The sequence below is a fragment of the Phyllobacterium sp. CCNWLW109 genome (genome assembly GCF_037203905.1).
Classification (GTDB): domain Bacteria; phylum Pseudomonadota; class Alphaproteobacteria; order Rhizobiales; family Rhizobiaceae; genus Phyllobacterium; species Phyllobacterium ifriqiyense.
The window spans coordinates 473139-495529 of sequence record NZ_JBBCBK010000004.1; the positions used below are offsets into that span (position 1 = coordinate 473139).

The following is a 22391-nucleotide window of genomic DNA, read 5'->3' on the forward strand; positions in this document are numbered from 1 at the left end:
ACAATGAAAGCCTCTCCCGAGAAGACGGTGATTGAGCTCAAACATGCCGCGATACGGATAGAAAGTGGCTCGCTCACCTATGAATTAGAAAACAAGTCTGAAATTGGGGCAAATTGGGAAGAGGAAATTAGAGCCAATCCTACTCTTTTCAATGGCGATTTCTTTATGGCTGAGCAGGCTCACGTCAACGGTGATGCCTTCGAAGCGGTCTATAAACGCACGCGTTTCAAAACGATGATGCACTGGAAGAAGAATCGGACATCACTGAAGCCTTGGCACGTTTATGCAGTAGGCGTGATCGTCTCTAACGACAATAAGCTGATCGCCGGTCGAATGGCCAGTTCAACGGCGGCGGCAGGGCGTGTCTATTTTCCGGCCGGTTCCTTTGATGAAGGTGATGTGCGCAACGAAATTATTGATATTGAAGGGAATATGAGGCGTGAGGTTTTGGAGGAGACTGCTATTGATTTAGCGGATGCTCAGGGCTTTGACAGCAATATTTATCTCGTTACCGCGGATCGCAGCATTGCATTGTTTCGTCGCTATTATTTTGATTTGTGTTCCCAAGAATTGTTGACGCGCATACGTCGCCATATCGCTGCAGAACTTATTTCGGAGCTCGACGATGTTGTTGCAGTGGCTTCATCGGCTGATATGACCGATACAACACCTGTTACATTCCGCGCGTTCGGCGACTGGCATTTCAGCCAAATGTAACCGTTACAAGGTTTGACTTGCGCCACCTTAGGGTTGGTCTATTTTTCATCAAATTGAAAAAGGGGCAACGCCCATGACCTTCCGCCGTTATGAAATATATGATGTCTTTACTTCCGAGGTCCTGAAAGGGAATCCATTGGCAATCGTTCACGATTCGCAGGGCCTTGATGATGAGGCGATGCAGCGTATCGCCCGTGAGTTCAACCTGTCGGAAACAGTTTTCGTGCTGCCGGCGAAAAACGCCGCTCATACAGCATGGGTCCGCATTTTTACGCCGGATTATGAGATGCCGTTCGCCGGGCATCCTACGGTTGGGACAGCTGTGTCACTTGCGCAAAATCGTTTTGGTGAAGTTGAAAGCGATCAAGATGCGCTTATTATTTTGGAAGAGCAGGTTGGACCTGTTCGGTGCGGCGTAAGACTGGGAAAACACGGGGCTTTTGCGGAATTTGACCTCCCTAAATTGCCGCAACGGGTAGACTACAACTACGACAAGGTTGCTATAGCGCGGGCACTGCGGTTAGAGCGCGACGAGATTGGTTTTGAAAACCATGTTCCCAGCATTTGGGATGCCGGTGTACCATTTTTACTTGTGCCGATACGTGGTCTTGCATCAGCTGCTCGGATACGGATCGATCAGGCTGCAATGCAGCGGATAGCACCCCGAATTGGCCATAGGCAATTGCCGGTTTATGCTTACTGCCGTGAAACCGTAGGGCATGAGAACGACTTTCATTCGCGTATGTTTGTCAGTGACGAAGGAACTTATGAAGACCCTGCAACCGGCTCAGCGACAGCTGCGTTTGCCGGTGCAATTCACTTGTTCGATGAACCGCTCGATGGGGTTCAGCGGTTTTCTATTGAACAAGGCTATGAGATGGGCCGGCTGTCGAAGCTTGAGCTAGAGCTCGATATTAAGGATAAGGCGATCATAAGCGCACGAATCGGCGGCGCGGCGATCAAGGTGGCAGAGGGCAAGTTGTTTGTCTGAGAGCGAAAATTTCATCTTCTTGCCGATCAACGCGATAAAGTTTGATGAAGGGCTGGACAGGCAAGATTTGCCCCGTTATAGAGCGCTCACTGTCGTCGCGGAAGCGGCTGACGGGCACATAGCTCAGTTGGTAGAGCAGCTGACTCTTAATCAGCGGGTCGTAGGTTCGATCCCTACTGTGCCCACCATTTTTCTGAAACGAGGGCCGTATGGCCCTTTTTTCTTGCACCAAGCAAGCCTCGGCTTGTCCGAAACCTTCCACAGGAGATTTTCATGAGCGTTCGTCGTATTGAAGCAGGCCCTCGCATGAGCCAGGCCGTGATCCATGGTAATACAGTCTATCTGGCCGGTCAGGTAGGTGGTCCGGGCAAGAGCGTAACAGAACAGACTAAAGACGTCCTGGCCTCGGTTGATCGTTTGCTCAAAGAGGCAGGCACAGATAAGTCGAAGTTGTTGCAGGCCATCATCTGGCTTGATGACATGAAGGACTTTGGCGAAATGAATGCAGTATGGGATGCATGGGTTGATCCGGCCAATGCTCCAGCACGCGCGACAGGTGAAGCCAAGCTTGCAACACCGGAATATAAGGTTGAAATCATCATCACGGCTGCAATCTAAAGATTGCGTATCCAAGTTTAATTGCTTGGGTGCACTGGATTTTTGGCGCGGGAATGAATAAAGTCCGCGCTTCTCCGGATTGCCGTTGTGGCAATTCTTCAAACGCTTGTCTGATTGTGGCCAGTTTTGGTACTGCAAGACGAGGCAAGCATGGGTAAGGAAAACGATTGCAAGTTCTCGTCCGTGATAACAATGTTGAACAAGCCCTACGGGTCTTGAAGAAAAAGATGCAGCGCGAAGGTCTATTTCGCGAAATGAAGGCCCGTCAGGCTTTCGAAAAGCCTTCTGAACGTCGTGTTCGCGAAAAAGCAGAAGCCGTTAGCCGCGCCCGCAAGGCCGCCCGCAAGCAGGCTCAACGCGAAGGCTTGTTGCCTGGACCAAAGAAAAAAGAACGTGTTGCACGCCCTGGCGCGCCAGCAGGTAACGACTATAATAATAATAATCGCTAATATCTGACGGGCTTTAACGCCCTTCATTGTGACGACAAACCCGCATGGCCAAATCGCTATAGCGGGTTTCGTTTTTTGTGGGACTACGCAGACATTCCGGGCAGTTTCAAAAAAGTGCCTTCTTGTGCGATGGGTCAATGTCTTTACTTATCGATTATCGCAGTTTTGGAGATATGATCCTATGGCACTCAGGCTCAATATTATAATCGCAAGCACGCGGCCCGGGCGTGGTGGTCCTGCTGTAGCAAAGTGGTTCAACGAATTCGCCAAGCAGGATGGCAAGTTCGACCCTGTGCTTATCGATTTGGCTGATTTCAAGTTGCCGGTCTATGACGAACCGAATCATCCCCGCATGAAAAAATACGAACATCCGCATACAAAGAAGTGGAGTGAGGCGATTGAGCCGGCCGACGCTTACATCTTTGTCATGCCTGAATATGACTACAACGCGCCACCTTCGCTCATCAATGCCTTGGTCTATTTATGGAATGAGTGGAACTACAAACCTGTAAGCTTTGTAAGTTATGGCGGTGTTTCCGGTGGATTGCGTGCTACCGAATCGGTCAAAGGGTTGATCTCGGCACTCCGTATGGTTTCGCTTGCAGAAAGCGTTCCCATTCCTTCGTACCAGCAGTTTATCAACGATGATGGCGTGTTCACGCCAAATGAACTGATAACTACCAGCGCCAGCACGGTTTTGACTGAACTTGCAAAATGGGCAGGTGCTCTGAAACCGCTTCGCGCTTCGTAATTTTATGAAGCGCTTGACAGCAATACGTCAGGCGGTTCACTTTAGGCCATTCACCAGGGGAGTCCCGACAAGGGGCTGAGATACTGCTTCAGGCATAGCCAAGCGCAGTGACCCGTTGAACCTGATCCAGTTCACACTGGCGTAGGGACGGTGCAAAGGTTATCGCGCATAGTGCATTCGCACTGAATCCATGATTGGATTCGCGAGGCTTCTTTCATCCTTCCGGCTCAGAACTGGGTTTCCTGCAATAACGCAAAGGAACCTGACGATGACTGCTGTAACAAAAATTACCGAGGCCCCGAAAGTTTCAACCGGGCCGCTTCCCGCCTCAATCAAGATTTATAAACCAGGGCAGATACATGCTGATATTCGCGTTCCCTTGCGCGAAATTGCGGTTCATCCCACCGCTGGTGAGCCAAACCTTGCGGTTTACGATTCATCCGGTCCCTACACTGACGCAACTGCAAGTATCGATATCAATAAAGGGATCGCACGTGTTCGTGAGGCATGGAAAATCGGTCAACAGGCCGATAGCTATTCCTATAAGGGGCGAATAATCCAGTCAGCTGACAATGGCTTCGCCACGGGCGAGCGGCTTACAAGAGAATTTCCTGTTCAATATCAGCCACGCCGCGCTTACGACGGAAAAGCGATTACGCAGCTTGCTTACGCCCGCGCGGGAATTATTACGCCTGAAATGGAATATGTCGCTATAAGGGAGAATCTCGGTCGGGAAGCCGCACGGAACCAAGTTCGGGATGGCGAGTCATTCGGTGCATCGTTACCGGATCATGTGACACCGGAATTCGTACGGGAGGAAATCGCCAGGGGGCGGGCCATCATACCTGCCAATATCAATCATCCTGAGCTTGAGCCTATGATCATAGGTCGGAATTTCCTCGTGAAGATCAATGCCAATATCGGTAATTCCGCCGTCACATCGTCGATGGAGGAGGAAGTCGAAAAGATGGTTTGGGCTATCCGCTGGGGTGGCGATACGGTGATGGACTTGTCGACCGGGCGCAACATCCACAATATTCGCGAGTGGATTATCCGTAATTCGCCGGTTCCCATCGGAACTGTCCCGCTATATCAGGCGCTGGAGAAGGTTGGCGGTATCGCTGAAGATCTGACTTGGGAAGTTTACAGAGATACGCTGATCGAACAGGCAGAGCAGGGCGTCGACTACTTTACTATTCATGCCGGTGTCCGACTGCATTATATTCCACTGACGGTTAATCGTGTCACGGGCATCGTCTCGCGAGGCGGTTCAATCATGGCAAAGTGGTGCCTGCATCATCACCGGGAAAGCTTTCTTTATGAGCATTTCGAGGAAATCTGCGATATTTGCCGTGCTTATGATGTCAGTTTTTCACTCGGTGACGGATTGCGACCCGGTTCAATAGCCGATGCAAACGACGCGGCGCAGTTTGCTGAGCTTGAAACATTGGGTGAACTGACTCAGATCGCTTGGGCCAGAGATTGCCAGGTTATGATCGAAGGTCCTGGTCATGTGCCGATGCACAAGATCAAAGAGAATATGGACAAGCAGCTTGCTGTTTGCGGAGAGGCACCATTCTACACGCTTGGACCGCTGACGACAGACATTGCTCCCGGCTACGATCATATTACCTCTGGCATCGGTGCTGCAATGATCGGCTGGTTTGGCACGGCGATGCTTTGTTATGTTACGCCTAAAGAACATCTGGGATTGCCCAATCGAGACGACGTAAAGGTCGGCGTTATTACCTACAAGATTGCTGCACATGCGGCGGATTTGGCCAAGGGGCATCCGGCGGCGAAGCTTCGAGATGATGCTCTATCCCGTGCGCGCTTTGAGTTTCGCTGGGAGGACCAGTTTAATCTCTCTCTGGATCCTGAGACGGCGAGACTCTACCACGATGAGACCTTGCCGAAAGAAGCGCATAAGGTTGCGCATTTTTGCTCAATGTGCGGGCCGAAGTTTTGCTCAATGCGCATTTCACACGACATTCGTGCGGAGGCTCAAAAAGAAGGCATGGCAGCGATGGCGGAGAAATTCCGCACAGGCGGCGAGCTCTATATGCCGCTCAATGCCGGGGAATGAGGTGAATATTCTGGTGAAAGGGGCCGGCGTTGCCGGCCTCACAGTTGCTTATGAGCTTCGAGCACGTGGAGCCGAAGTGACGATACTAGACCCCTTTGGCGGCGAAAATTCTGCAGCCTCCTGGTATGCCGGTGGCATGCTCGCACCTTGGTGTGAGCGCGAAAGCGCTGAACAGGCTGTCATTGATCTTGGAATGAACGCGGCCAATTGGTGGGAGTCTGTAATTCCCGGATCCGTGAGTCGCAAGGGAACGCTGGTGGTGGCCACACCGCGGGATGTAAAAGAACTGGAGCGCTTTGGCGCGCGGACGTCGGGCTTTGTGCGCATTGGTGAGGAAGCAATTTCGCTCTTGGAACCCGATCTTGGCGAGGCGGCTTTCCGCAAGGGATTGTTCTTTGAAAGTGAGGCGCATCTGGCGCCACGTCAGGTTCTAACGGAATTAAAGGCAAAAATCGTTGGGTTAGGCGCCCGCTGCGAAACTGAGATGAGCGCCGCTGAAATTTCCAGCTTTGAATGGGTTGTCGATTGTACTGGAATCGCGTCTCCAGATATTGATTTGCGGGGCGTGCGTGGCGAAATGCTCATTTTGCGCAGCAAAGACATATCACTATCACGACCCATACGGCTTATTCACCCGCGGTTCCCGCTTTATATTGTGCCCCGACCGGACCACACCTTCATGGTGGGCGCGACGATGATTGAGAGCGATGCCAATGGACCGGTAACGGCGCGCTCAATGATGGAATTGTTGAACGCCGCCTACAGTGTTCACCCGGCATTTGGTGAAGCCGAAATTATCGAAACCGGAACAGGCGTTCGCCCAGCCTACCCAAATAATCTGCCGCGCGTGGTTAAAACGGGCAATTGCATCAGCATTAATGGACTTTATCGACACGGTTTTCTGCTTGCGCCAGCGATGGCAAAGCAGGCTGCCGACATGATCCTGAAAGAAAGGAGTATACGCCATGAAACTAACCGTGAACGGACAAGCGCATGATGTCTCGGCGCAAACTCTTGAAGCGCTGTTGTTAGAGCTTGAATTTGAGGGTGAATGGCTCGCAACAGCAGTCAATAGTGAGCTTGTACGAGCAAACGAGCGGCAGAATCACACTCTAAAGAATGGTGATCGCATCGAAATTTTGACCCCGAAGCAGGGTGGGTGAAATGTTAAAACTTTATGGCGCCGAAATATCGTCTCGCCTTTTGCTTGGTACGGCGCAGTATCCATCTCCTGCAATTCTTATAGATGCGATTAAAGCTTCAGGAACAGAGATCATAACCGTGTCGTTGCGCCGCGAAATGGCTGGCACGAAAACTGGCGACGGATTTTGGTCCTTGCTTCGTTCCTTGGAATTGCGCGTATTGCCTAATACAGCCGGGTGTCACACCGTGAAAGAAGCTGTGCTGACTGCGCATATGGCGCGTGACGTTTTTTCTACAGACTGGATCAAGCTCGAAGTCATTGGTAATCACGACACTCTACAACCCGATGTTTTCGCTTTGGTAGAAGCCGCAAGGATTTTGAGCGAAGATGGCTTCAAGGTGTTTCCCTATACAACCGATGACCTGGTCATCGCTGAACGGTTGCTGGAAGCGGGCTGCGATGTTCTCATGCCGTGGTGCGCGCCTATTGGTTCAGCCATGGGACCGCTCAATTTGCATGCATTGCGCTCGATACGCGGGCATTTCCCTGAGGTTCCGATTATTATCGATGCTGGCTTGGGTCGGCCGTCGCATGCAGCGGCTGTGATGGAATTGGGATTTGATGCGGTCCTTCTCAATACAGCGGTAGCCAAGGCAGGCAATCCGCCAGCAATGGCACAGGCTTTTGCCAAAGCTGTTGAGGCTGGCCATCAAGCTTATCAAGCGGTCGTGCTGGAGCCGCGCGATATGGCTGTGCCGTCAACGCCTGTAATAGGCAAGGCTGTATTCACATAGGGAGATTACCTGGCCTTTGTAGCAATAACATCGAGCCATTCCGTCGGCTCATTATCGTAACCACTCCCCATATAATTCTTGATCTCGACCAAAGACCAGCTTGAGCCATAAGCCTGCCTAAGCCATTCAGGAGAGGGGTAGTTATAATAACGCCCAAACTTGTCGCGCCCTTCCTGCTTTCCAGCCTTGTAACTGGCATAAAACAAACCGCCTGATTTAAGCGCTCGCTCGATACGCTGAAGAATAGCGGCAAGGTTTGGTCGCGGAACATGTAAAAGACAGGCGTTGGCCCACACAGCATCAAATTTGCTGCGATCCTTGATTTGATCGAACTTCAATACTTTTGCAGGAACGCCCAGACGTTTCTCAGCTTGATAGGCAAGTTCTGGGCTGCCATCGGTAGGTGTAACGTCAAAGCCTAGAGCGAGCATGCGGGCACTGTCATCGCCGCCGCCGCAACCAAGTTCTAGAATGGAGCAATTGCGAGTAAGACGAATAAGAAAGGAATCCAATCGTTCGTATGATCTATGTTCAATGCGATTGGCATAGGTCTCAGCTTCTTCTGAATAAAATCGAAGAGTATCTTGATCTTCAGCGACCACCACATCGTCCTTTTACATATCAAGAATGGCGGGTATTTTCCCCTTTTCGCCATAGATCAGACAATCGGCAATGGTCGTTTTGTCGAGTACCCCGCGTGTTACATTCGCAACTTCGTTGAAAACATGGCGGATTTCACAGGTATCTTCATCGCTGCAGTCCTCGCAGCGCCGGTAGGCAATTTTACTCAAACACGGAAGGGACGCTATGGGACCGTCTATCAGGCGCAGAATTTCGCCGAAAGTAATGTCGTCCGCACCTTTCAGAAGAAGATAGCCACCCATCTTGCCTCTTCGGCTCATGACAATGCCTTCACGCTTTAGGTCTAGCAAAATCTGTTCGAGAAATTTCTTTGGAATATTTTGCTCTTCTGCAATATCCGAAATGAATAAAGCTTTTTCAGAGTCGGCGCGTGCGAGGACGACAAGCGCGCGGAGAGCATATTTGGCTTTTTGCGATATCATTCTTCTTAGCCTACAACCTTCTGGGTGCAGTCATAGCCCTTCGATAAACATTTCCTAGTATAAAAACGTAAAAAATGTGAGTTTTTTTGCGGCGCCCGAATTTCTCAATAATGGCACGTAATGCTCTGAAAAATAATAATTCATTAAGGTTTTTGCTTTGAAAAATACCTTTGTGAAGCCATTTTGATACACGATTAAATCAGTCGTGATTATTGACAAACAATTTCAAGGCGTCATCATTGTCGTTCTATTGCCCGTCAATGGTAAGCCACTTTACAGCCGAGTTATTTTTGGAGGTCGCAATGTATAGTGAAGTCTCAAACATCTTCAGTCGAGCGGAGCGTTTATGGCGTGAGGTATTCACGTCTGATAACATCAAATTCGATGCTCGTAATTCTGAGAATTGCGCAGATGATAAAGCTCGTGTGAAGAAGCGGCGCAACTCGGGCGAGGAAGATTTTCTGTGGTGCTGGCAACATCGTGGTTTTTGGTAAACCGACAGCCTGAGACCCGAAGTATATCAATTAATGCGGGCGGCCTGGAGCATCGCCGTCGTTTGCCCTGATTTGCCCAGTTCATAGTATTTTGTTTCTATTCTTTGCGGTTCCTTGGAAAGGTAACCCTTCCTTCCGCCCGTTTTTTACCGACAATCTTAGAATAATTGTCCGTGAAGCCGGAGAGCAGGCGGATTGGGTGTGGCTTGAAAAGTAGATTGGGCGATTATCGCCTCCGACTGGGAGAATTTCATGAAAAAATTGGTTGCTTTTGCGGCTTTGGCGCTGGGCTTTGCTTTAACTCCTGCACAAGCGGCAGAAGAGCCTACGGAAATTCTCAATGTCTCTTACGATATCTCCCGTGAACTTTACGAGCAGATCAACAAAGCTTTTAGCGCTGCTTACAAGGTACAGGTCGGTAAGGACATTACGGTAAACCAGTCGCATGCGGGCTCATCGAAGCAGGCGCGCTCCATTCTTGAAGGCCTTGAGGCTGACGTTGTAACGTTCAATCAGGTGACCGACGTGCAAGTGTTGCACGATAAGGGAAATTTGATCCCAGCCGATTGGCAATCACGCCTTCCCAACAATTCATCGCCATATTATTCCCTTCCTGCTTTTCTCGTGCGGGCCGGTAATCCAAAGAATATCAAGAACTGGGATGATCTTGTTCGTGATGATGTAAAGGTTGTTTTCCCCAATCCGAAAACATCCGGTAATGGTCGGTATACTTACTTGGCCGCCTATGCCTATGCGCTTGAGGCAAACAATAAGGATCAAGCAAAGGCTCAAGAATTCGCGAAAAAGTTGCTTGCCAATGTTCCGGTGTTTGACACTGGCGGTCGCGCTGCCACCACAACTTTCGCTGAACGCGGGATTGGCGACGTGCTCATCACGTTCGAGGCAGAGGTGCTGGGCACTCGAAAGCAGCTTGGCGAAGATAAGTACGAAGCGGTCATTCCACCGGTAAGCTTGTTAGCTGAGTTTCCAGTATCTGTAGTCGATAAAGTTGCGGATAAGCGCGGATCACGTGCAATTGCTGAAAGCTATCTGAAATTCCTTTACACCTCGGAAGGCCAGGACATCCTCGCGCAGAATTATAACCGTGTGCATGATGAAGCAGTCAAAGCCAAATACGCCTCGCAGTTTCCAGAAACCCGTCTTTTGACTGTCGAGGATGTGTTCGGAGGCTGGAAGAAGGTCACCACAGATCATCTGGCTGAAGGTGGTATTCTTGATAAGGTATTCACCAAGCGCTGAATCAAAGGTAAATCTCTATACAGACGGCGCGGCAGCCAATCCGCGTCGTTTTTCGTTGCAACAGATCACTTGCGTTAAAGTCTGGATGAATTAAGAACCTCGCATGTCATTGTTTTCCAAGTCCAGTCAGCGCGGAATTTTGCCCGGTTTCGGTCTCACTCTTGGAGTGACGTTATTTTATTTTACGTTGATTGTGGCTCTGCCATTGCTGGCAATGCTGTACAAATCCTTCAATCTGGGTTGGGCGGATTTCTGGAGTATCATCTCTTCTGAACGGGCCGTCGCAACCTATCGCATAACAGTCAGTGCAGCTTTGTTGGCCACCTTGCTGAATGCGCTTTTTGGGATGCTCCTAGCGTGGGTATTGGTGCGTTACGAGTTTCCCGGAAAACGACTTCTTGATGCGGTGGTCGACTTGCCTTTCGCTTTGCCCACGGCCGTTGCTGGGTTGGCATTGGTCACCGTATTTTCCGCCAATGGCTGGTTCGGACGGTATCTGGAGCCGCTGGGTATCAAAATCGCATATGCACCTTTGGGAATTGCGCTCGCGATGATGTTTACCAGCATTCCCTTCGTTGTCCGGACGGTTCAGCCCGTTTTGGAAGATGTGGCAACAGATGTAGAAGAGGCTGCCCGCTCTTTGGGTGCCACAAACTGTCAGATATTCGCAAACATTATCTGGCCCGCCATTTTTCCGGCATTTGTCGCTGGTTGCAGCCTTTCATTTGCAAGAAGCTTGGGAGAGTTTGGTGCCATCGTCTTTATTTCGGGCAATTTGCCGTTTGAAACAGAAGTTATGTCTCTTCTCGTCTTTATCCGGCTTGATGAATATGACTATCCCGCAGCTGCAGCCATAGCGACAGTTATGTTGGTCGTAGCGTTCGTCATGCTTTTCGTAACAAACTCAATACAGGCCTGGCAGCTGAAATATGCAGAACGTAACTAATCTTGCTGCGCCCGTCGGGAGCCTGAAGCCGTCATCGCGACACGGCAAAAAGCCCGTGCGATTGTCCCAGCGGCTTTTGGTAATTTCCGCGATTTTGCTGTCTATATTACTTATCGGCGTGCCTCTGATCGTTATTTTCACCTATGCATTTCGGGAGGGCATGACGGTTTATTTGACTCAGATAAGCCAACCCGCAACTCTGCACGCGATTTGGCTAACTGTCTTGACCGCGATCGTCGTAGTACCGATCAACATGATGTTCGGGATTTGTGTGGCATGGTTGGTTACGCGCTTTAGATTTCCCGGACGAGGGTTGTTGATTACATTTATCGAGATACCTTTTTCGGTCTCGCCAATCGTTGCGGGTGTAACCTATCTCTTCCTATATGGGAGTCAGGGCCTGCTTGGACCGTTGTTGGAGAACTACGACATAAAAATTATGTTTACGGTTCCCGCCATCTTTTTGGTCAGCCTTTTCGTTACAAGCCCATTCGTTGCACGCGAGCTTATTCCCCTGATGCAGGCTCAAGGTAGCGAAGATGAGGAGGCGGCAATCACCCTTGGCGCCAATGGCTTGCAAACATTCTTTTACGTTACATTGCCGAATATTCGTTGGGCTCTTCTTTACGGTGCGGTGCTATGCAATGCTCGCGTGATGGGCGAGTTTGGTGCCGTTTCAGTTGTTTCCGGCGCCATTCGGGGGCAAACCAACACTCTGCCTTTGCAAATTGAGCTGCTATTCAATGACTATAATGTCACTGGTGCATTTGCAGCCTCATCTACATTGGCGCTGATTGCTGTCGTGACATTAGTTCTCAAATATCTGCTTGAACGCAAGCAATTGGCTTAGGCAGCGCGTTGTGCGCGAAAACTCTGGTGAGGCCTGCGCATTGAATCTGCCAGGACATGTCCTTCTGGCCACGAGCCGAAACCGCTTTCAACATTAATGTGCCCTGAATTACCCATATCGACGAAACCGGAACCCCAGATATTCGCTAGTGCCTGTGCTTTATTGAAAGACATATAAGGATCGTCACGGCTTGCCACGACCACAGAAGGGAAGCTCAGTTTATGGCGCGGCAAGGGCGCGAAACTTGCAAACTTTTTATCCCAAGCGGCCATACGCTCTGCGTCTGCAGGTGCCACGAGCACAGCGCCCGCTACATGCGCAGCTGAAGGCCTGCTCGCAAGGTGAGCCACCAAAATAGATCCTAGACTATGGGCCACAAGAATGGCACCGGGCGTTTCGGCAAGAGCGGCCTCCAATACATGAAGCCATTGGGATAGATCCGGATTGTCCCAGTCATCCTGTTCAAGGAGCTGCGATGTCTCATCCTCAAGCAACCACTGGCGTTGCCAATGGCCATTTTCGGAGCCGCGGTATCCCGGAATAATCAATGTTGTCATTGTGGCACTCCACGTTGAAGTCTGCCTTCAAAATAGAGTGGGGCGCTGTGCTCTTGAAGAAACTGCGCACCAATTTGTGGCTTATCTGGAAAATATTTCCTACGTGAAATCGCTCAACCTGAAAATGGTCCGATGTTCATTCTTCTTTCTTATACCAGCGCAGGAGCAATTGCGAACGTTCGAAGACGAGCACAACCACCAGCGAAAGAGCAAATGGAATCAACAAGTAGAACAGACGGAATATGATGAGAGCGGCAAGCACGTCGGCTTGATTCATGTCCGGGAGGCCCGTCAGAAAGACGAGTTCAAGCACGCCTAATCCGCCCGGTGCATGCGATATCAGTGCGGCAGAAAAGGATACAAGAAATATGCCAAGGATAATCATAAATCCGGGATTTCCGGCTTCTGGCAATGTGAAATAAATAATTGCAGCCGCGCCGATGAGCTCCAGTGGTCCTACGACTAATTGTTGCGCGACAACAGTCAGCCGGGGATATTCAAGGGTAAACTGGCGAATGCGTAGCGGCTTAAAGTGCAGCCAGCTGCCGAAAGCGTAAAGCAAGATAAGTGACAGCGAACCAAGACCGAGAATATAGCTTAGTGAAAGCGGTAATTCCGAATTGAACCGCTGTAGAATTTCCGGCTCAATCAGAAGCACGATGGCGCTCAAACTCATAACGCCAACTAGAAAAGTGAATGAGCAAAAGGCAATCAGGAGCGCTATTTCCGGCCCGCTCATCCCTTGCGAGGAATAAGCGCGGTACCGGACGACCGCGCCCGAAAGCACGGAAGCACCTATATTATGGGATAGGGCGTAGGTCGTGAACGAACAAAGGGCTATAAACACCCATGAAATCTTGCGGCGAAGGTGCAAAAGCGCGATGCGGTCGTAACCAGCAAGGGCGGCATAGGCCACTAGCGACGCTAGAGCAGCCAGTACCCAACGATGCATCGATATAGCTTTAAGGCTGTCGACCACATCATCCAGCGAAATACTACGCAACTCCTTGTAAAGAAGCCATGCAGATATGCCGACTGCGGCCAACCCTACGACCGGCCAAATGTAATCTTTAAGTTTCATTGTCTTTCCTGCCCGGCCTTCGTAATCATCATTCTTTTAGTTTTAGGTTTCGGTCAGTGGTCCCTCTGGCTTTGGCTCATCCAAACTCAGTATATGCGAAACAATTCCTCGCGCTATCTCGCGTTCTCCCATGATCACGGCGTCAGCACCCAGATCCTGCAAATGCTGAACCTCCGCATCGGAATGAGCGCGGGCAAGTATGCTGATAACTGGATTGGCGGCGCGGGCTTTGACTACGATTTGTCCTGCCTCGAACGCATTCGGGATAGCGAGAATAAGCTGCCGTGCACCGGCTAGATTGGCAGCAGCGAGAATATCACCGTTTGCAGCATTCCCGACGATTGTTTCAATGTTATCGTCCCGCAATTTGGCAACTGTCTTGTCGGCGTCTTCTATAACAAGGAATGGCTTTCCGACCTCTTTCAGCGCATCTCCGACCAGACTGCCAACTCGCCCATAACCAACCAGCACAGCGTGGTCGGTAAGCAATGTGGGACGAATTTCCTCTACATCCGTTTCGTCTGCTTTCGGAGTATCCGCCTCCGCCGCCGGTTCTGTAGCTGCGGGTGCTCGCTTTTCTAACCAAGGTTTTACATAGGTTACCCCTGCAAAAACCAACGGATTCACGAGAATTGAAAGAATGGCGCCGCCAAGAATGAGGTCGCGCCCTTCCTCTGGAAGCATGCCCAGACCGACACCGAGTTCCGCCAGAATAAAGGAGAATTCGCCAATCTGGGCGAGACTGGCAGAGATGATAAGCGCAGTTCCGGTTGGATAGCCAAATGCAAGCACGATGAAGAAGGCAGCCAGCGATTTGCCTATGACAATGATCGCCAGCGTTGCAAGAAGCGGCAGGGGGTCGTTTATAATTGTCATCGGATCGAACAGCATACCGACCGAAACAAAGAACAAAACCGCGAAAGCATCGCGTAGCGGCAGCGATTCTTCAGCGGCCCGGTGGCTCAATTCAGACTCGCTCATGATCATGCCGGCGAAGAACGCACCCAGTGCAAACGATACGCCAAAGAGTTTTGCTGCGCCAAAAGCCACGCCAAGCGCAATTGCTAAAACTGCAAGCCGGAAAAGTTCGCGTGAGCCGGTGTGGGCAATGGCATGGAGGGTCCATGGAATAACGCGACGGCCCACAATCAGCATAACGGCAACGAACGCCGCAACTTTACCGAGTGTCAGGGCGATCACGCCGCCAATACCGAGATTGAAATAGGCTGCTATGGGATCGCTATTGGCGTGAATTGGCCCGCTGGGCGTGTCGCCGCCATTAAGTGCACCAGCAATTGCAGGCAGCAGAACAAGCGCCAACACCATGGCGAGATCTTCAACGATAAGCCAGCCGACAGCAATGCGACCGCGTTCTGTCTCAATGAGCCGGCGCTCTTGCATTGCGCGAAGGAGAACAACAGTACTGGCAACAGATAGGGCCAGACCAAAAACAAATCCGGCTTGAAGGCTCCATCCGAGAATCCAGGCAAGTCCCAGTCCGAGAAGCGTTGCGGCCAGAATTTGGACAATGGCACCGGGAATGGCGATCGCTCGCACGGAAAGAAGATCTTTAAGAGAGAAGTGCAGCCCGACACCGAACATCAACAGAATAACGCCGATTTCGGCGAGTTCGGCTGCCAAATCTTGATCGGCAACAAAACCGGGAGTGTGTGAACCAGCGAGAACACCGGCAACAAGGTAACCGACAAGGGGAGGGATACGCAGACGGTTGGCAATCGCACCGAAAATAAAGGCTAGCACAAGGCCTATGACGATGGTCGCAATCAGCGGCGTTTCATGAGGCATATGTCGGCTTCTCCCCCTTGAGGTTTGTTAATGGAAGACACTCGTATCAATCGATGGATCGTTGTTTGTAACAGTATTGCCTACCGGGTCCGGCTTGCAAACCGTTTTCGTTGTTTTGCGGCGCAGGAAAGGCGATTTTTTCCATGCGCCGCAAATATTTAGCGACAAATATTAAATTGCGCGCTTTCAGCCTTGGGTGACTGCCTTGTCAGTAGAACCGATGCGATGGGCGTGGTTCTTTTCCCACCATGTCCCGAGAAGGAGCAAGATTGGCGCTGCGATAAACAGCGATGAACTCGTTGCGATAATGACGCCAAACAACATAGGGAGCGCAAAGTTCTCTACTGCTTTTCCGCCCCAGATTGCCATTGGCAGCATGGCGAGGAAGACGGTCAAGGACGTGTAGATACAACGCGCCAAGGTCTGGTTGATCGACAGATCGATGATCTGGCGTAGAGGCATCTTTTTGTGGATTCGCAAATTTTCGCGCATTCGATCATAGACGACCACCTTATCGTTCACGGAATAACCGATAATCGTCAACAATGCCGCGATGGCTGTTAGGTTGAAATCGAGACCCAACAGGGCAAAGAAGCCGACTGTTTTCGTTGTGTCGAGGATCAGGGTCGCAATGGCGCCCAAGGCAAAGTGCCATTCAAAACGCCACCAAATGTAAAGCAGCATTGCAAGGCTGGCGAGAACAACCGCGATAATACCTGAACGCGCCAGTTCTCCACTGACTTTCGGTCCAACAACTTCGGAACGCTCAATCTTTACACCCGGATCAAGCTCTTCAACAGCAGCTTTGACCTTTGTTACAGCTGCAGTCTGCGCCTCTTCGCCACCTTCCTGACGCTGCACGCGGATCAGGACCTGGCTATCGCCGCCAGCTTGCTGCAATGCGACTTCACCGAGTCCCAATCCTTCCAGCTTTTCGCGCATCGAAGCGAGTTCCGCTGGTTTGGATGTGGTGACTTCGACCTGGATACCACCCTTGAAATCGATACCATAATTGAGGCCGGGATGGATAAACAGAATGATGGATGCGATGGAGAGAAAGATAGAAACACCAATGCCGAAGAATCGAGCATTCATGAAAGAGATATTGGTGTTTTCTGGCACAAGCTTGAACAGGTGCTCGATGTGAATTGTCTTCATCTTGCGGCGGCGAACGATAGCCATCGTGATGATGCGAACCACCGTAACCGCTGTGAACATGGACACGAGTGCGCCAATGATCATTGTAATCGCAAAACCGCGTACAGGCCCGGTGCCGAAAAGGAACAGGAGGAAGGTTGCGATAAGATGCGTGGCATTGGCATCAATAATGGTCGAATAGGCAAGCTTAAAGCCACGATCCACTGCGGCCATCGCGCCTATGCCTTTGCGCGCCTCCTCGCGGATACGCTCGTTGATAAGGATGTTTGCGTCGACCGCAAAGCCGATACCAAGGATAATAGCGGCGATGCCGGGGAGTGTAAGCGTTGCGCCGATCAAACTCAGAATTCCGAATGTCAGAATAACATTCAGTGCAAGAGCAAAATTGGCGATCAGACCCCAGCCACTGTAAAGAATGAAGATAAAGCCGACGACAAGCGCAAAGCCAATCAAACCGGTCAAAAGGCCCATTTTGATGACGTCGCCGCCAAGATCCGGACCAACAGTTCGTTCTTCAATGACGGTCAGAGGTGCAGGCAGAGCGCCTGCGCGAAGAAGAGCGGCAGTAGTAACAGTGTCCTGAACGGTGAAATTGCCGGTTATTTGGCCTGAACCGCCGGTGATCGGTACCTGAATGACAGGCGCTGTCAGGACTTTCCCGTCAAGTACAATCGCGAAGGGACGGCCGACATTCTGGCTTGTTATCTCGGCAAATTGACGGGCACCAATATTGTCAAACCGAAAGGATATGATCGGCTGGTTGGTCTGCTGATCAAAAGCGGCGCGTGCGTCCGTGAGGCGTTCACCGCTAAGTGCAACGCGATCTTCGACGGGATAAGTCACGCCCGGCTCTTTAGCGTCAGGAAGAATGGAAACGCCCGGGGGAGGTGCTTCCCCTGTGTTGCGGTCGGCAACCATATGGAACGTCATTTTGGCAGTGCTGCCGAGCAGCGCGCGCAATTGGCTTGGATCCTGTAGCCCTGGAAGCTGGACAACGATACGGTCTGAACCGACGCGCTGGATGGATGGTTCGGCAACGCCGACCTGGTCAACACGTCGACGAACGATCTCCAAGCTCTGGGTCAGCGCATTGTCGAGCTTATCCTTCATGCCCGCATCAGTAAGCGTGAGGCGGATTTGGTTGTCATTGGTTGCGATATCAATGTCGCTAACCGGCGCCGCAAATCCGATCTGCGCAACCTGTGTCGTCAGCTCGCGAAGTGCTGTCGTCGCGGCATCACGCTGTGCAGGATCGGTGATTGTAACGACAACGCTGTCGCCAGCGATCCGAACAGATTGTGGTTGAATTTTTGCTGTGCGCAAACGACCGCGGGCATCATCCAGGATGGAACGAATGCGATCCTTTTTCAGCGCGGCAGCATCGACTTCCAGGACAAGATAGGAGCCGCCGCGAAGATCGAGACCGAGCGCAACCTGTTTTTTAGGAAGCCAGTTCGGCATCGCATCAAGCTGTGCCTTGGTGAACATATTAGGGAAGGCAAGAACAATGCCCGCAAGGATAATAAAAATATAGGTCCAAAGAACCCATCTAGAAGTGCGCATATCTGTGTTCCATTACGAAAAGCGGGGCACGCTGCCTTGACTGACGGCTGCCGGAATTTGGTTCATCATTTCCCTGATGAGAAACGGAGATATCAAGCGGTGAGCGGCGGCGCTCTAGCGCTGAAAAATGAATGATAATCCAGTATTCGACTGGACCCAAGCTGTTCTGGCTCTGCCACAACTTTTTGAACTATAACGAGTTGCGATTCTCCGGGCAAAAGTCCGTCTTGTGATCCGGCGTCAGCGTGCAATCCGCTTTTTATCTTCAGATGCAGCGTTTCGAGAGCAACGACCCGCAATGGTCGCTGGGCTGGCACGGATGAGCTATCAACTTCACGAGCGATTCGTGTCGTGTTCTTTATGGGGGTGCGAATATCCGTTGATGAGATATTTGCATCGCGATCGACCACACAGCCAGCACCAAATGTCGCGCTAAGAGTGGAGAGAATCCAGAAAATAGAAATCAGGAGCGGAGCAGTGCCGCGTGTTCCCGTCTTCCTATTTCCAAACAAATTCATGGTTTATCCCGTAAAAACAGAGCGGGGTGCAAAGCACCTCGCTGCGTCCTTCTTTATGAAGTCTGACTCCCCGAGTCACTTAAAATCGTCGTGTAATGTGTAAATGCCAGCAAAATATGGCGTTCAGCAGGAAACGGGTGGAAGAATATCCACAATGCGGCACGCTGCTCCCGGATAAGAACTGAGGAGATTTACGTGTTACATAAATTGGATACTTCCAAAATAAACTGGGCCGCGGCCGAAACTGAACTCGATGATTTCGGCTGCGCGCTGCTGCCCGGTCTGCTGTCTCAAGCAGAAACTCGACAGATCGCAATCGCATATAAAGATGATAACCAGTTCCGGAAGCGCATTGTCATGGCGCGACATGGCTTTGGGCGTGGCGAGTATAAATATTACAACTACCCGCTACCGGATGTCATCCAGGAACTGCGCTCCACGCTTTATCCACCGTTGGCAAAAATCGCAAATCGTTGGAACGAATGGATGGGCATCGACATTCGCTATCCCGATCAGCACAAGGCCTTTGTTGAAAGATGCCATGCGGCTGGGCAAGACCGCCCCACGCCACTTCTTCTGCAATATCGCGAAGGCGACTATAATTGCATGCATCAGGATATTTATGGTGAACACACTTTTCCGCTACAGGTTGCGATTCTATTGTCACAACCTTGGGATGATTTCAGCGGAGGCGAGTTCGTTCTGACCGAGCAGCGCCCACGGATGCAATCGCGTGCTGAAGTCGTTTCTCTTAAACAGGGCGATGCGGTGATCTTTCCGGTCAGTCAACGCCCGGTTAAAGGCTCGCGAGGATATTACCGCGTGAATATGCGTCACGGCGTAAGCCGTTTGCGTTGGGGACAGCGGAATACGTTAGGGATTATTTTCCACGATTCCCGATAGCCGGACCAGTTGCATCGGCTCGCGAACGACCGCATTGTAGCGCGGTATGGGACGTGTGGGGTGTCGATGGATTATCTGATTTTCTGGGAATGGCTCAGTTTTGCTGCCCGTTGGCTACATGTGATCACAGCCATTGCGTGGATAGGGTCGTCATTCTATTTCATTGCTCTTGATCTTGGTCTGCGACGCCACGCCAATCTGCCCCAAGGAGTAAATGGTGAAGAATGGCAGGTCCATGGCGGTGGCTTCTATCACATTCAAAAGTACATGGTCGCGCCGCCCAATATGCCTGAGCATCTGATCTGGTTCAAATGGGAATCCTATGCCACTTGGCTCTCCGGATTTACATTGCTTTGCATCGTTTATTATGCGGGTGCCGATCTTTATTTGATAGATCCCAATGTCTTGGATGTGTCGACGCCCGTCGCGATTTTAATATCCCTTGTTTCGCTTTTTATCGGCTGGCTGATTTATGATCTGCTGTGCCGTTCTCCGCTTGCCTCCAACGATACCGCACTGATGATCGTTCTTTATGGGGTGATCGCTTTTATGGCTTGGGGTTACACGCATCTCTTTACCGGACGGGCTGCTTTTCTGCATCTCGGCGCTTTCACCGCGACAATTATGTCAGGCAATGTTTTCCTGTTGATTATCCCTAATCAGAAAATCGTTGTTGCTGATCTCATCGCTGGAAAGACACCTGATCCAAAGCTTGGGAAACAAGCAAAACAGCGATCAACACACAATAATTATCTGACGCTCCCAGTCATTTTCCTGATGCTGTCCAATCACTACCCCCTTGCGCATTCCACGCAGTTTAATTGGGTTATTGCCGCGCTGATCTTCATCATGGGTGTTCTTATCCGGCATTATTTCAATTCCAAACATGCGGGAAAGGGCAATCCGCATTGGACGTGGCTTGCAACAACCATTCTTTTCATAATTGTCATCTGGCTGTCGACTGTGCCCAAAGTGCTGACTGGAGAGGAAAAGGTTTCTCGCGCTGCTCAACCATTTCTTGCAGCACGTAATTTCGAGCACGTTCGGGATACTGTCATGGGACGTTGTTCAATGTGCCATGCCGCAGAGCCGTCTTGGGAAGGTATTATGCTGCCCCCAAAGGGCGTGCGCCTCGACACAGCCGAACTGATCGCGACCCATGCCAACGAGATTTACATTCAGGCCGGGGTGAGCCATGCAATGCCTCCCGGTAATCTGACCCGGATAACCGATGATGAACGTGCGCAAATCGTTGCGTGGTATCGTGATGGAACATTGAGAAAACCGGCAAATGACTGAAATATTACTCCGCGGACGGGTCCTGACTTTCCACGATGAACCTTTGGAAGGCGAAGCCAGCACGGATACGTACGCATATATAGAAGACGGTGGTCTGCTGATACGAAATGGCAAAATAGTTGCACTGGACGACTATTCAGCTTTGCGGGCAGGCGAGGGACGAAATGTCGAAGTCGTAGACCATCACCCGCATCTTATCGTGCCAGGTTTTATTGATTGCCATATTCATTATCCCCAGATGCAGGTGATAGGATCCTATGCCGGGGCATTATTAGAATGGCTCGATAAATATACCTTTGTCGAGGAGCAAAAATTTGCAAATCAAGGACATCCGGAACGAATAGCCTCCGCTTTTTTTGATGAGCTAATCCGGCATGGGACGACGACTGCCGCCGCCTATTGTTCTGTGCATAAAGCGTCCGTCCAAGCCTTCTTTACTGAGGCGCATAAGCGCAATATGCGTATGGTCGCGGGCAAGGTGATGATGGATCGCAATGCGCCATCAGGTCTGCTGGATACGCCGCAGTCGGGTTATGACGAGACCAAGGCTCTGATCAATGAGTGGCATGGGAAGGGTCGTCAGCTTTACGCTATAACGCCACGGTTCGCACCGACATCGACACCCGAACAGCTCGAGATGAGTGGCGCGCTGGTGCGTGAATTTCCTCAACTGCACGTGCAGACACATCTGTGCGAAAATATGGCTGAGATCGCTTTCGTTGCAGAACTCTTCCCCTGGAGCCGTGATTATACCAATGTTTACGAACATTACGGGTTGCTTGGTCCCAAGACATTGCTTGGTCACTGCATTCACCTGACCGATGCCGAGATTGGTGCCATCGCCAATAGCAAATCAGTTGCAGTCTTCTGTCCAACCTCAAATCTCTTTATTGGTAGCGGGCTTTTCGATCTTGGCCGATTGAAAAAATCAAATGTCCGGAATGCACTCGCCACGGACGTTGGAGGAGGTACATCCTATTCGATGCTACGCACAATGGATGAGGGCTATAAGATACTAAACATCCAAGGGCAGCGGTATCATCCGCTCAGATCCTTCTATCAGGCGACGCTTGGCAACGCTCGTGCTTTATCTTTGGACGGTGTTATCGGATCATTCAAACCTGGTGCGGAGGCTGATTGCGTTGTTCTTGACGCACGCGCCACATCCGCCATGCGCGTGCGGATGGAGACGATCGAGACGTTGGTCGAAGAGCTGATGTTGTTGCAAACGATGGGTGACGACAGAAGTGTTGCAGAAGTCTACGTAACAGGAAAAGCATCCAAAAGCACGTTGACCTAGGAACGAAGCTTGGTGTCGGACGTTTCGAACGAGCACTGCATC

The 22391-nt window shown here is 50.9% G+C and carries 22 protein-coding genes, 1 tRNA gene and 1 riboswitch; of the genes, 16 read left to right on the forward strand and 7 right to left on the reverse strand.

Translation table 11 applies throughout. The features are described 5' to 3' along the window. Positions 1-3 precede the first annotated feature (3 nt). From V9K92_RS17760 to V9K92_RS17805, 10 genes are all read left to right on the forward strand, one after another. Positions 4-717, forward strand: a complete 714-nt coding sequence (locus V9K92_RS17760; protein WP_307286067.1) for an NUDIX hydrolase — start codon at positions 4-6, stop codon at positions 715-717. Between the two features lie 52 nt (positions 718-769). Beyond that, positions 770-1708 carry a PhzF family phenazine biosynthesis protein gene (locus V9K92_RS17765; protein ID WP_337354785.1) on the forward strand — a complete coding sequence of 313 codons (939 nt, stop codon included), beginning with the start codon at positions 770-772 and terminating at the stop codon, positions 1706-1708. A gap of 112 nt (positions 1709-1820) precedes the next feature. After that, a tRNA-Lys gene (locus tag V9K92_RS17770) sits at positions 1821-1896 on the forward strand. Positions 1897-1981: 85 nt separating this feature from the next. Then, complete coding sequence (locus V9K92_RS17775) at positions 1982-2326, forward strand: RidA family protein (RefSeq protein WP_008123603.1); 345 nt, start codon at positions 1982-1984, stop codon at positions 2324-2326. 167 nt (positions 2327-2493) lie between these two features. After that, positions 2494-2775 carry a 30S ribosomal protein S21 gene (rpsU, locus tag V9K92_RS17780; RefSeq protein ID WP_337354548.1) on the forward strand — a complete coding sequence of 94 codons (282 nt, stop codon included), beginning with the start codon at positions 2494-2496 and terminating at the stop codon, positions 2773-2775. Between the two features lie 181 nt (positions 2776-2956). After that, entirely contained in the window at positions 2957-3526 is a 570-nt protein-coding gene (locus V9K92_RS17785; protein ID WP_115052618.1) for an NAD(P)H-dependent oxidoreductase, read from the forward strand. Positions 3527-3571: 45 nt separating this feature from the next. Then, positions 3572-3692: riboswitch (TPP riboswitch) on the forward strand. A 102-nt stretch (positions 3693-3794) separates the two neighbouring features. Further along, on the forward strand, positions 3795-5612 hold the full coding sequence (thiC, locus tag V9K92_RS17790) for a phosphomethylpyrimidine synthase ThiC (RefSeq protein WP_336439816.1): 1818 nt from the start codon (positions 3795-3797) through the stop codon (positions 5610-5612). 1 nt (position 5613) lies between these two features. Then, positions 5614-6609, forward strand: coding sequence for a glycine oxidase ThiO (gene thiO / locus V9K92_RS17795; protein ID WP_337354549.1), 996 nt, complete (start codon positions 5614-5616; stop codon positions 6607-6609). Beyond that, complete coding sequence (gene thiS / locus V9K92_RS17800) at positions 6578-6775, forward strand: sulfur carrier protein ThiS (protein WP_115052620.1); 198 nt, start codon at positions 6578-6580, stop codon at positions 6773-6775. Before thiO ends, thiS begins: the two co-directional genes overlap by 32 nt. 1 nt (position 6776) lies before the next feature. Beyond that, positions 6777-7550 (forward strand): thiazole synthase, encoded by a 774-nt coding sequence (locus V9K92_RS17805; protein WP_336439818.1) that lies wholly within the window; start codon positions 6777-6779, stop codon positions 7548-7550. 5 nt (positions 7551-7555) lie between these two features. On the opposite strand, the gene V9K92_RS17810 is transcribed toward V9K92_RS17805, so the two are convergent. Both V9K92_RS17810 and V9K92_RS17815 read right to left on the reverse strand, forming a co-directional pair. Next, the gene (locus tag V9K92_RS17810) at positions 7556-8152 is read right to left on the reverse strand and encodes a class I SAM-dependent methyltransferase (protein ID WP_115053253.1); all 597 of its coding nucleotides are present in this window, start codon (positions 8150-8152) and stop codon (positions 7556-7558) included. A 12-nt stretch (positions 8153-8164) separates the two neighbouring features. Next, positions 8165-8614, reverse strand: a complete 450-nt coding sequence (locus V9K92_RS17815; protein ID WP_115052622.1) for an RrF2 family transcriptional regulator — start codon at positions 8612-8614, stop codon at positions 8165-8167. 746 nt (positions 8615-9360) lie between these two features. On the opposite strand from V9K92_RS17815, the gene V9K92_RS17820 reads away from it, so the two are divergent. The 3 genes from V9K92_RS17820 (at position 9361) to cysW (ending at position 12164) form a co-directional block, all read left to right on the forward strand. Beyond that, entirely contained in the window at positions 9361-10368 is a 1008-nt protein-coding gene (locus tag V9K92_RS17820; protein WP_307286044.1) for a sulfate ABC transporter substrate-binding protein, read from the forward strand. Positions 10369-10471: 103 nt separating this feature from the next. Then, positions 10472-11314: a sulfate ABC transporter permease subunit CysT gene (gene cysT, locus V9K92_RS17825; RefSeq protein ID WP_337354550.1), complete on the forward strand. Its 843-nt coding sequence runs from the start codon at positions 10472-10474 to the stop codon at positions 11312-11314. After that, positions 11298-12164, forward strand: a complete 867-nt coding sequence (gene cysW / locus V9K92_RS17830; RefSeq protein WP_337354551.1) for a sulfate ABC transporter permease subunit CysW — start codon at positions 11298-11300, stop codon at positions 12162-12164. The genes cysT and cysW overlap by 17 nt, the downstream gene beginning before the upstream one ends. Here cysW and V9K92_RS17835 read toward each other — a convergent pair. From V9K92_RS17835 to V9K92_RS17855, 5 genes are all read right to left on the reverse strand, one after another. Continuing rightward, entirely contained in the window at positions 12161-12721 is a 561-nt protein-coding gene (locus tag V9K92_RS17835) for an RBBP9/YdeN family alpha/beta hydrolase (RefSeq protein WP_115052626.1), read from the reverse strand. The two genes, cysW and V9K92_RS17835, sit on opposite strands and share 4 nt — an antisense overlap. A 136-nt stretch (positions 12722-12857) precedes the next feature. Continuing rightward, positions 12858-13802, reverse strand: a complete 945-nt coding sequence (locus V9K92_RS17840) for a lysylphosphatidylglycerol synthase domain-containing protein (protein WP_337354552.1) — start codon at positions 13800-13802, stop codon at positions 12858-12860. A 42-nt stretch (positions 13803-13844) separates the two neighbouring features. Continuing rightward, positions 13845-15608: a YbaL family putative K(+) efflux transporter gene (gene ybaL / locus V9K92_RS17845; RefSeq protein WP_115052628.1), complete on the reverse strand. Its 1764-nt coding sequence runs from the start codon at positions 15606-15608 to the stop codon at positions 13845-13847. A 186-nt stretch (positions 15609-15794) separates the two neighbouring features. Next, positions 15795-18329: a protein translocase subunit SecD gene (gene secD / locus V9K92_RS17850; RefSeq protein WP_115052629.1), complete on the reverse strand. Its 2535-nt coding sequence runs from the start codon at positions 18327-18329 to the stop codon at positions 15795-15797. Positions 18330-18421: 92 nt separating this feature from the next. After that, the gene (locus tag V9K92_RS17855) at positions 18422-18847 is read right to left on the reverse strand and encodes a hypothetical protein (RefSeq protein ID WP_307286033.1); all 426 of its coding nucleotides are present in this window, start codon (positions 18845-18847) and stop codon (positions 18422-18424) included. A 195-nt stretch (positions 18848-19042) separates the two neighbouring features. Here V9K92_RS17855 and V9K92_RS17860 point away from each other — a divergent pair, with 195 nt between their 5' ends. The 3 genes from V9K92_RS17860 to guaD all read left to right on the forward strand — a co-directional run bounded on the left by V9K92_RS17860 (position 19043) and on the right by guaD (position 22349). Then, entirely contained in the window at positions 19043-19750 is a 708-nt protein-coding gene (locus tag V9K92_RS17860; RefSeq protein WP_115052631.1) for a 2OG-Fe(II) oxygenase, read from the forward strand. Positions 19751-19816: 66 nt separating this feature from the next. After that, positions 19817-21049, forward strand: coding sequence for a urate hydroxylase PuuD (locus V9K92_RS17865; RefSeq protein ID WP_337354553.1), 1233 nt, complete (start codon positions 19817-19819; stop codon positions 21047-21049). Then, positions 21042-22349 carry a guanine deaminase gene (guaD, locus tag V9K92_RS17870; protein WP_337354554.1) on the forward strand — a complete coding sequence of 436 codons (1308 nt, stop codon included), beginning with the start codon at positions 21042-21044 and terminating at the stop codon, positions 22347-22349. Before V9K92_RS17865 ends, guaD begins: the two co-directional genes overlap by 8 nt. Positions 22350-22391: the final 42 nt, after the last annotated feature.

Coding starts and splice junctions, on each gene's coding strand:
- V9K92_RS17760 (WP_307286067.1), top strand. CDS start 4: ATGAAAGCCTCTCCCGAGAAGACGGTGATTGAGCTCAAACATGCCGCG.
- V9K92_RS17855 (WP_307286033.1), bottom strand. CDS start 18,847: ATGAATTTGTTTGGAAATAGGAAGACGGGAACACGCGGCACTGCTCCG.
- cysT (WP_337354550.1), top strand. CDS start 10,472: ATGTCATTGTTTTCCAAGTCCAGTCAGCGCGGAATTTTGCCCGGTTTC.
- cysW (WP_337354551.1), top strand. CDS start 11,298: ATGCAGAACGTAACTAATCTTGCTGCGCCCGTCGGGAGCCTGAAGCCG.
- V9K92_RS17865 (WP_337354553.1), top strand. CDS start 19,817: ATGGATTATCTGATTTTCTGGGAATGGCTCAGTTTTGCTGCCCGTTGG.
- V9K92_RS17815 (WP_115052622.1), bottom strand. CDS start 8,614: ATGATATCGCAAAAAGCCAAATATGCTCTCCGCGCGCTTGTCGTCCTC.
- V9K92_RS17775 (WP_008123603.1), top strand. CDS start 1,982: ATGAGCGTTCGTCGTATTGAAGCAGGCCCTCGCATGAGCCAGGCCGTG.
- V9K92_RS17835 (WP_115052626.1), bottom strand. CDS start 12,721: ATGACAACATTGATTATTCCGGGATACCGCGGCTCCGAAAATGGCCAT.
- V9K92_RS17785 (WP_115052618.1), top strand. CDS start 2,957: ATGGCACTCAGGCTCAATATTATAATCGCAAGCACGCGGCCCGGGCGT.
- secD (WP_115052629.1), bottom strand. CDS start 18,329: ATGCGCACTTCTAGATGGGTTCTTTGGACCTATATTTTTATTATCCTT.
- V9K92_RS17840 (WP_337354552.1), bottom strand. CDS start 13,802: ATGAAACTTAAAGATTACATTTGGCCGGTCGTAGGGTTGGCCGCAGTC.
- ybaL (WP_115052628.1), bottom strand. CDS start 15,608: ATGCCTCATGAAACGCCGCTGATTGCGACCATCGTCATAGGCCTTGTG.
- guaD (WP_337354554.1), top strand. CDS start 21,042: ATGACTGAAATATTACTCCGCGGACGGGTCCTGACTTTCCACGATGAA.
- V9K92_RS17805 (WP_336439818.1), top strand. CDS start 6,777: ATGTTAAAACTTTATGGCGCCGAAATATCGTCTCGCCTTTTGCTTGGT.
- thiC (WP_336439816.1), top strand. CDS start 3,795: ATGACTGCTGTAACAAAAATTACCGAGGCCCCGAAAGTTTCAACCGGG.
- thiS (WP_115052620.1), top strand. CDS start 6,578: ATGAAACTAACCGTGAACGGACAAGCGCATGATGTCTCGGCGCAAACT.
- V9K92_RS17820 (WP_307286044.1), top strand. CDS start 9,361: ATGAAAAAATTGGTTGCTTTTGCGGCTTTGGCGCTGGGCTTTGCTTTA.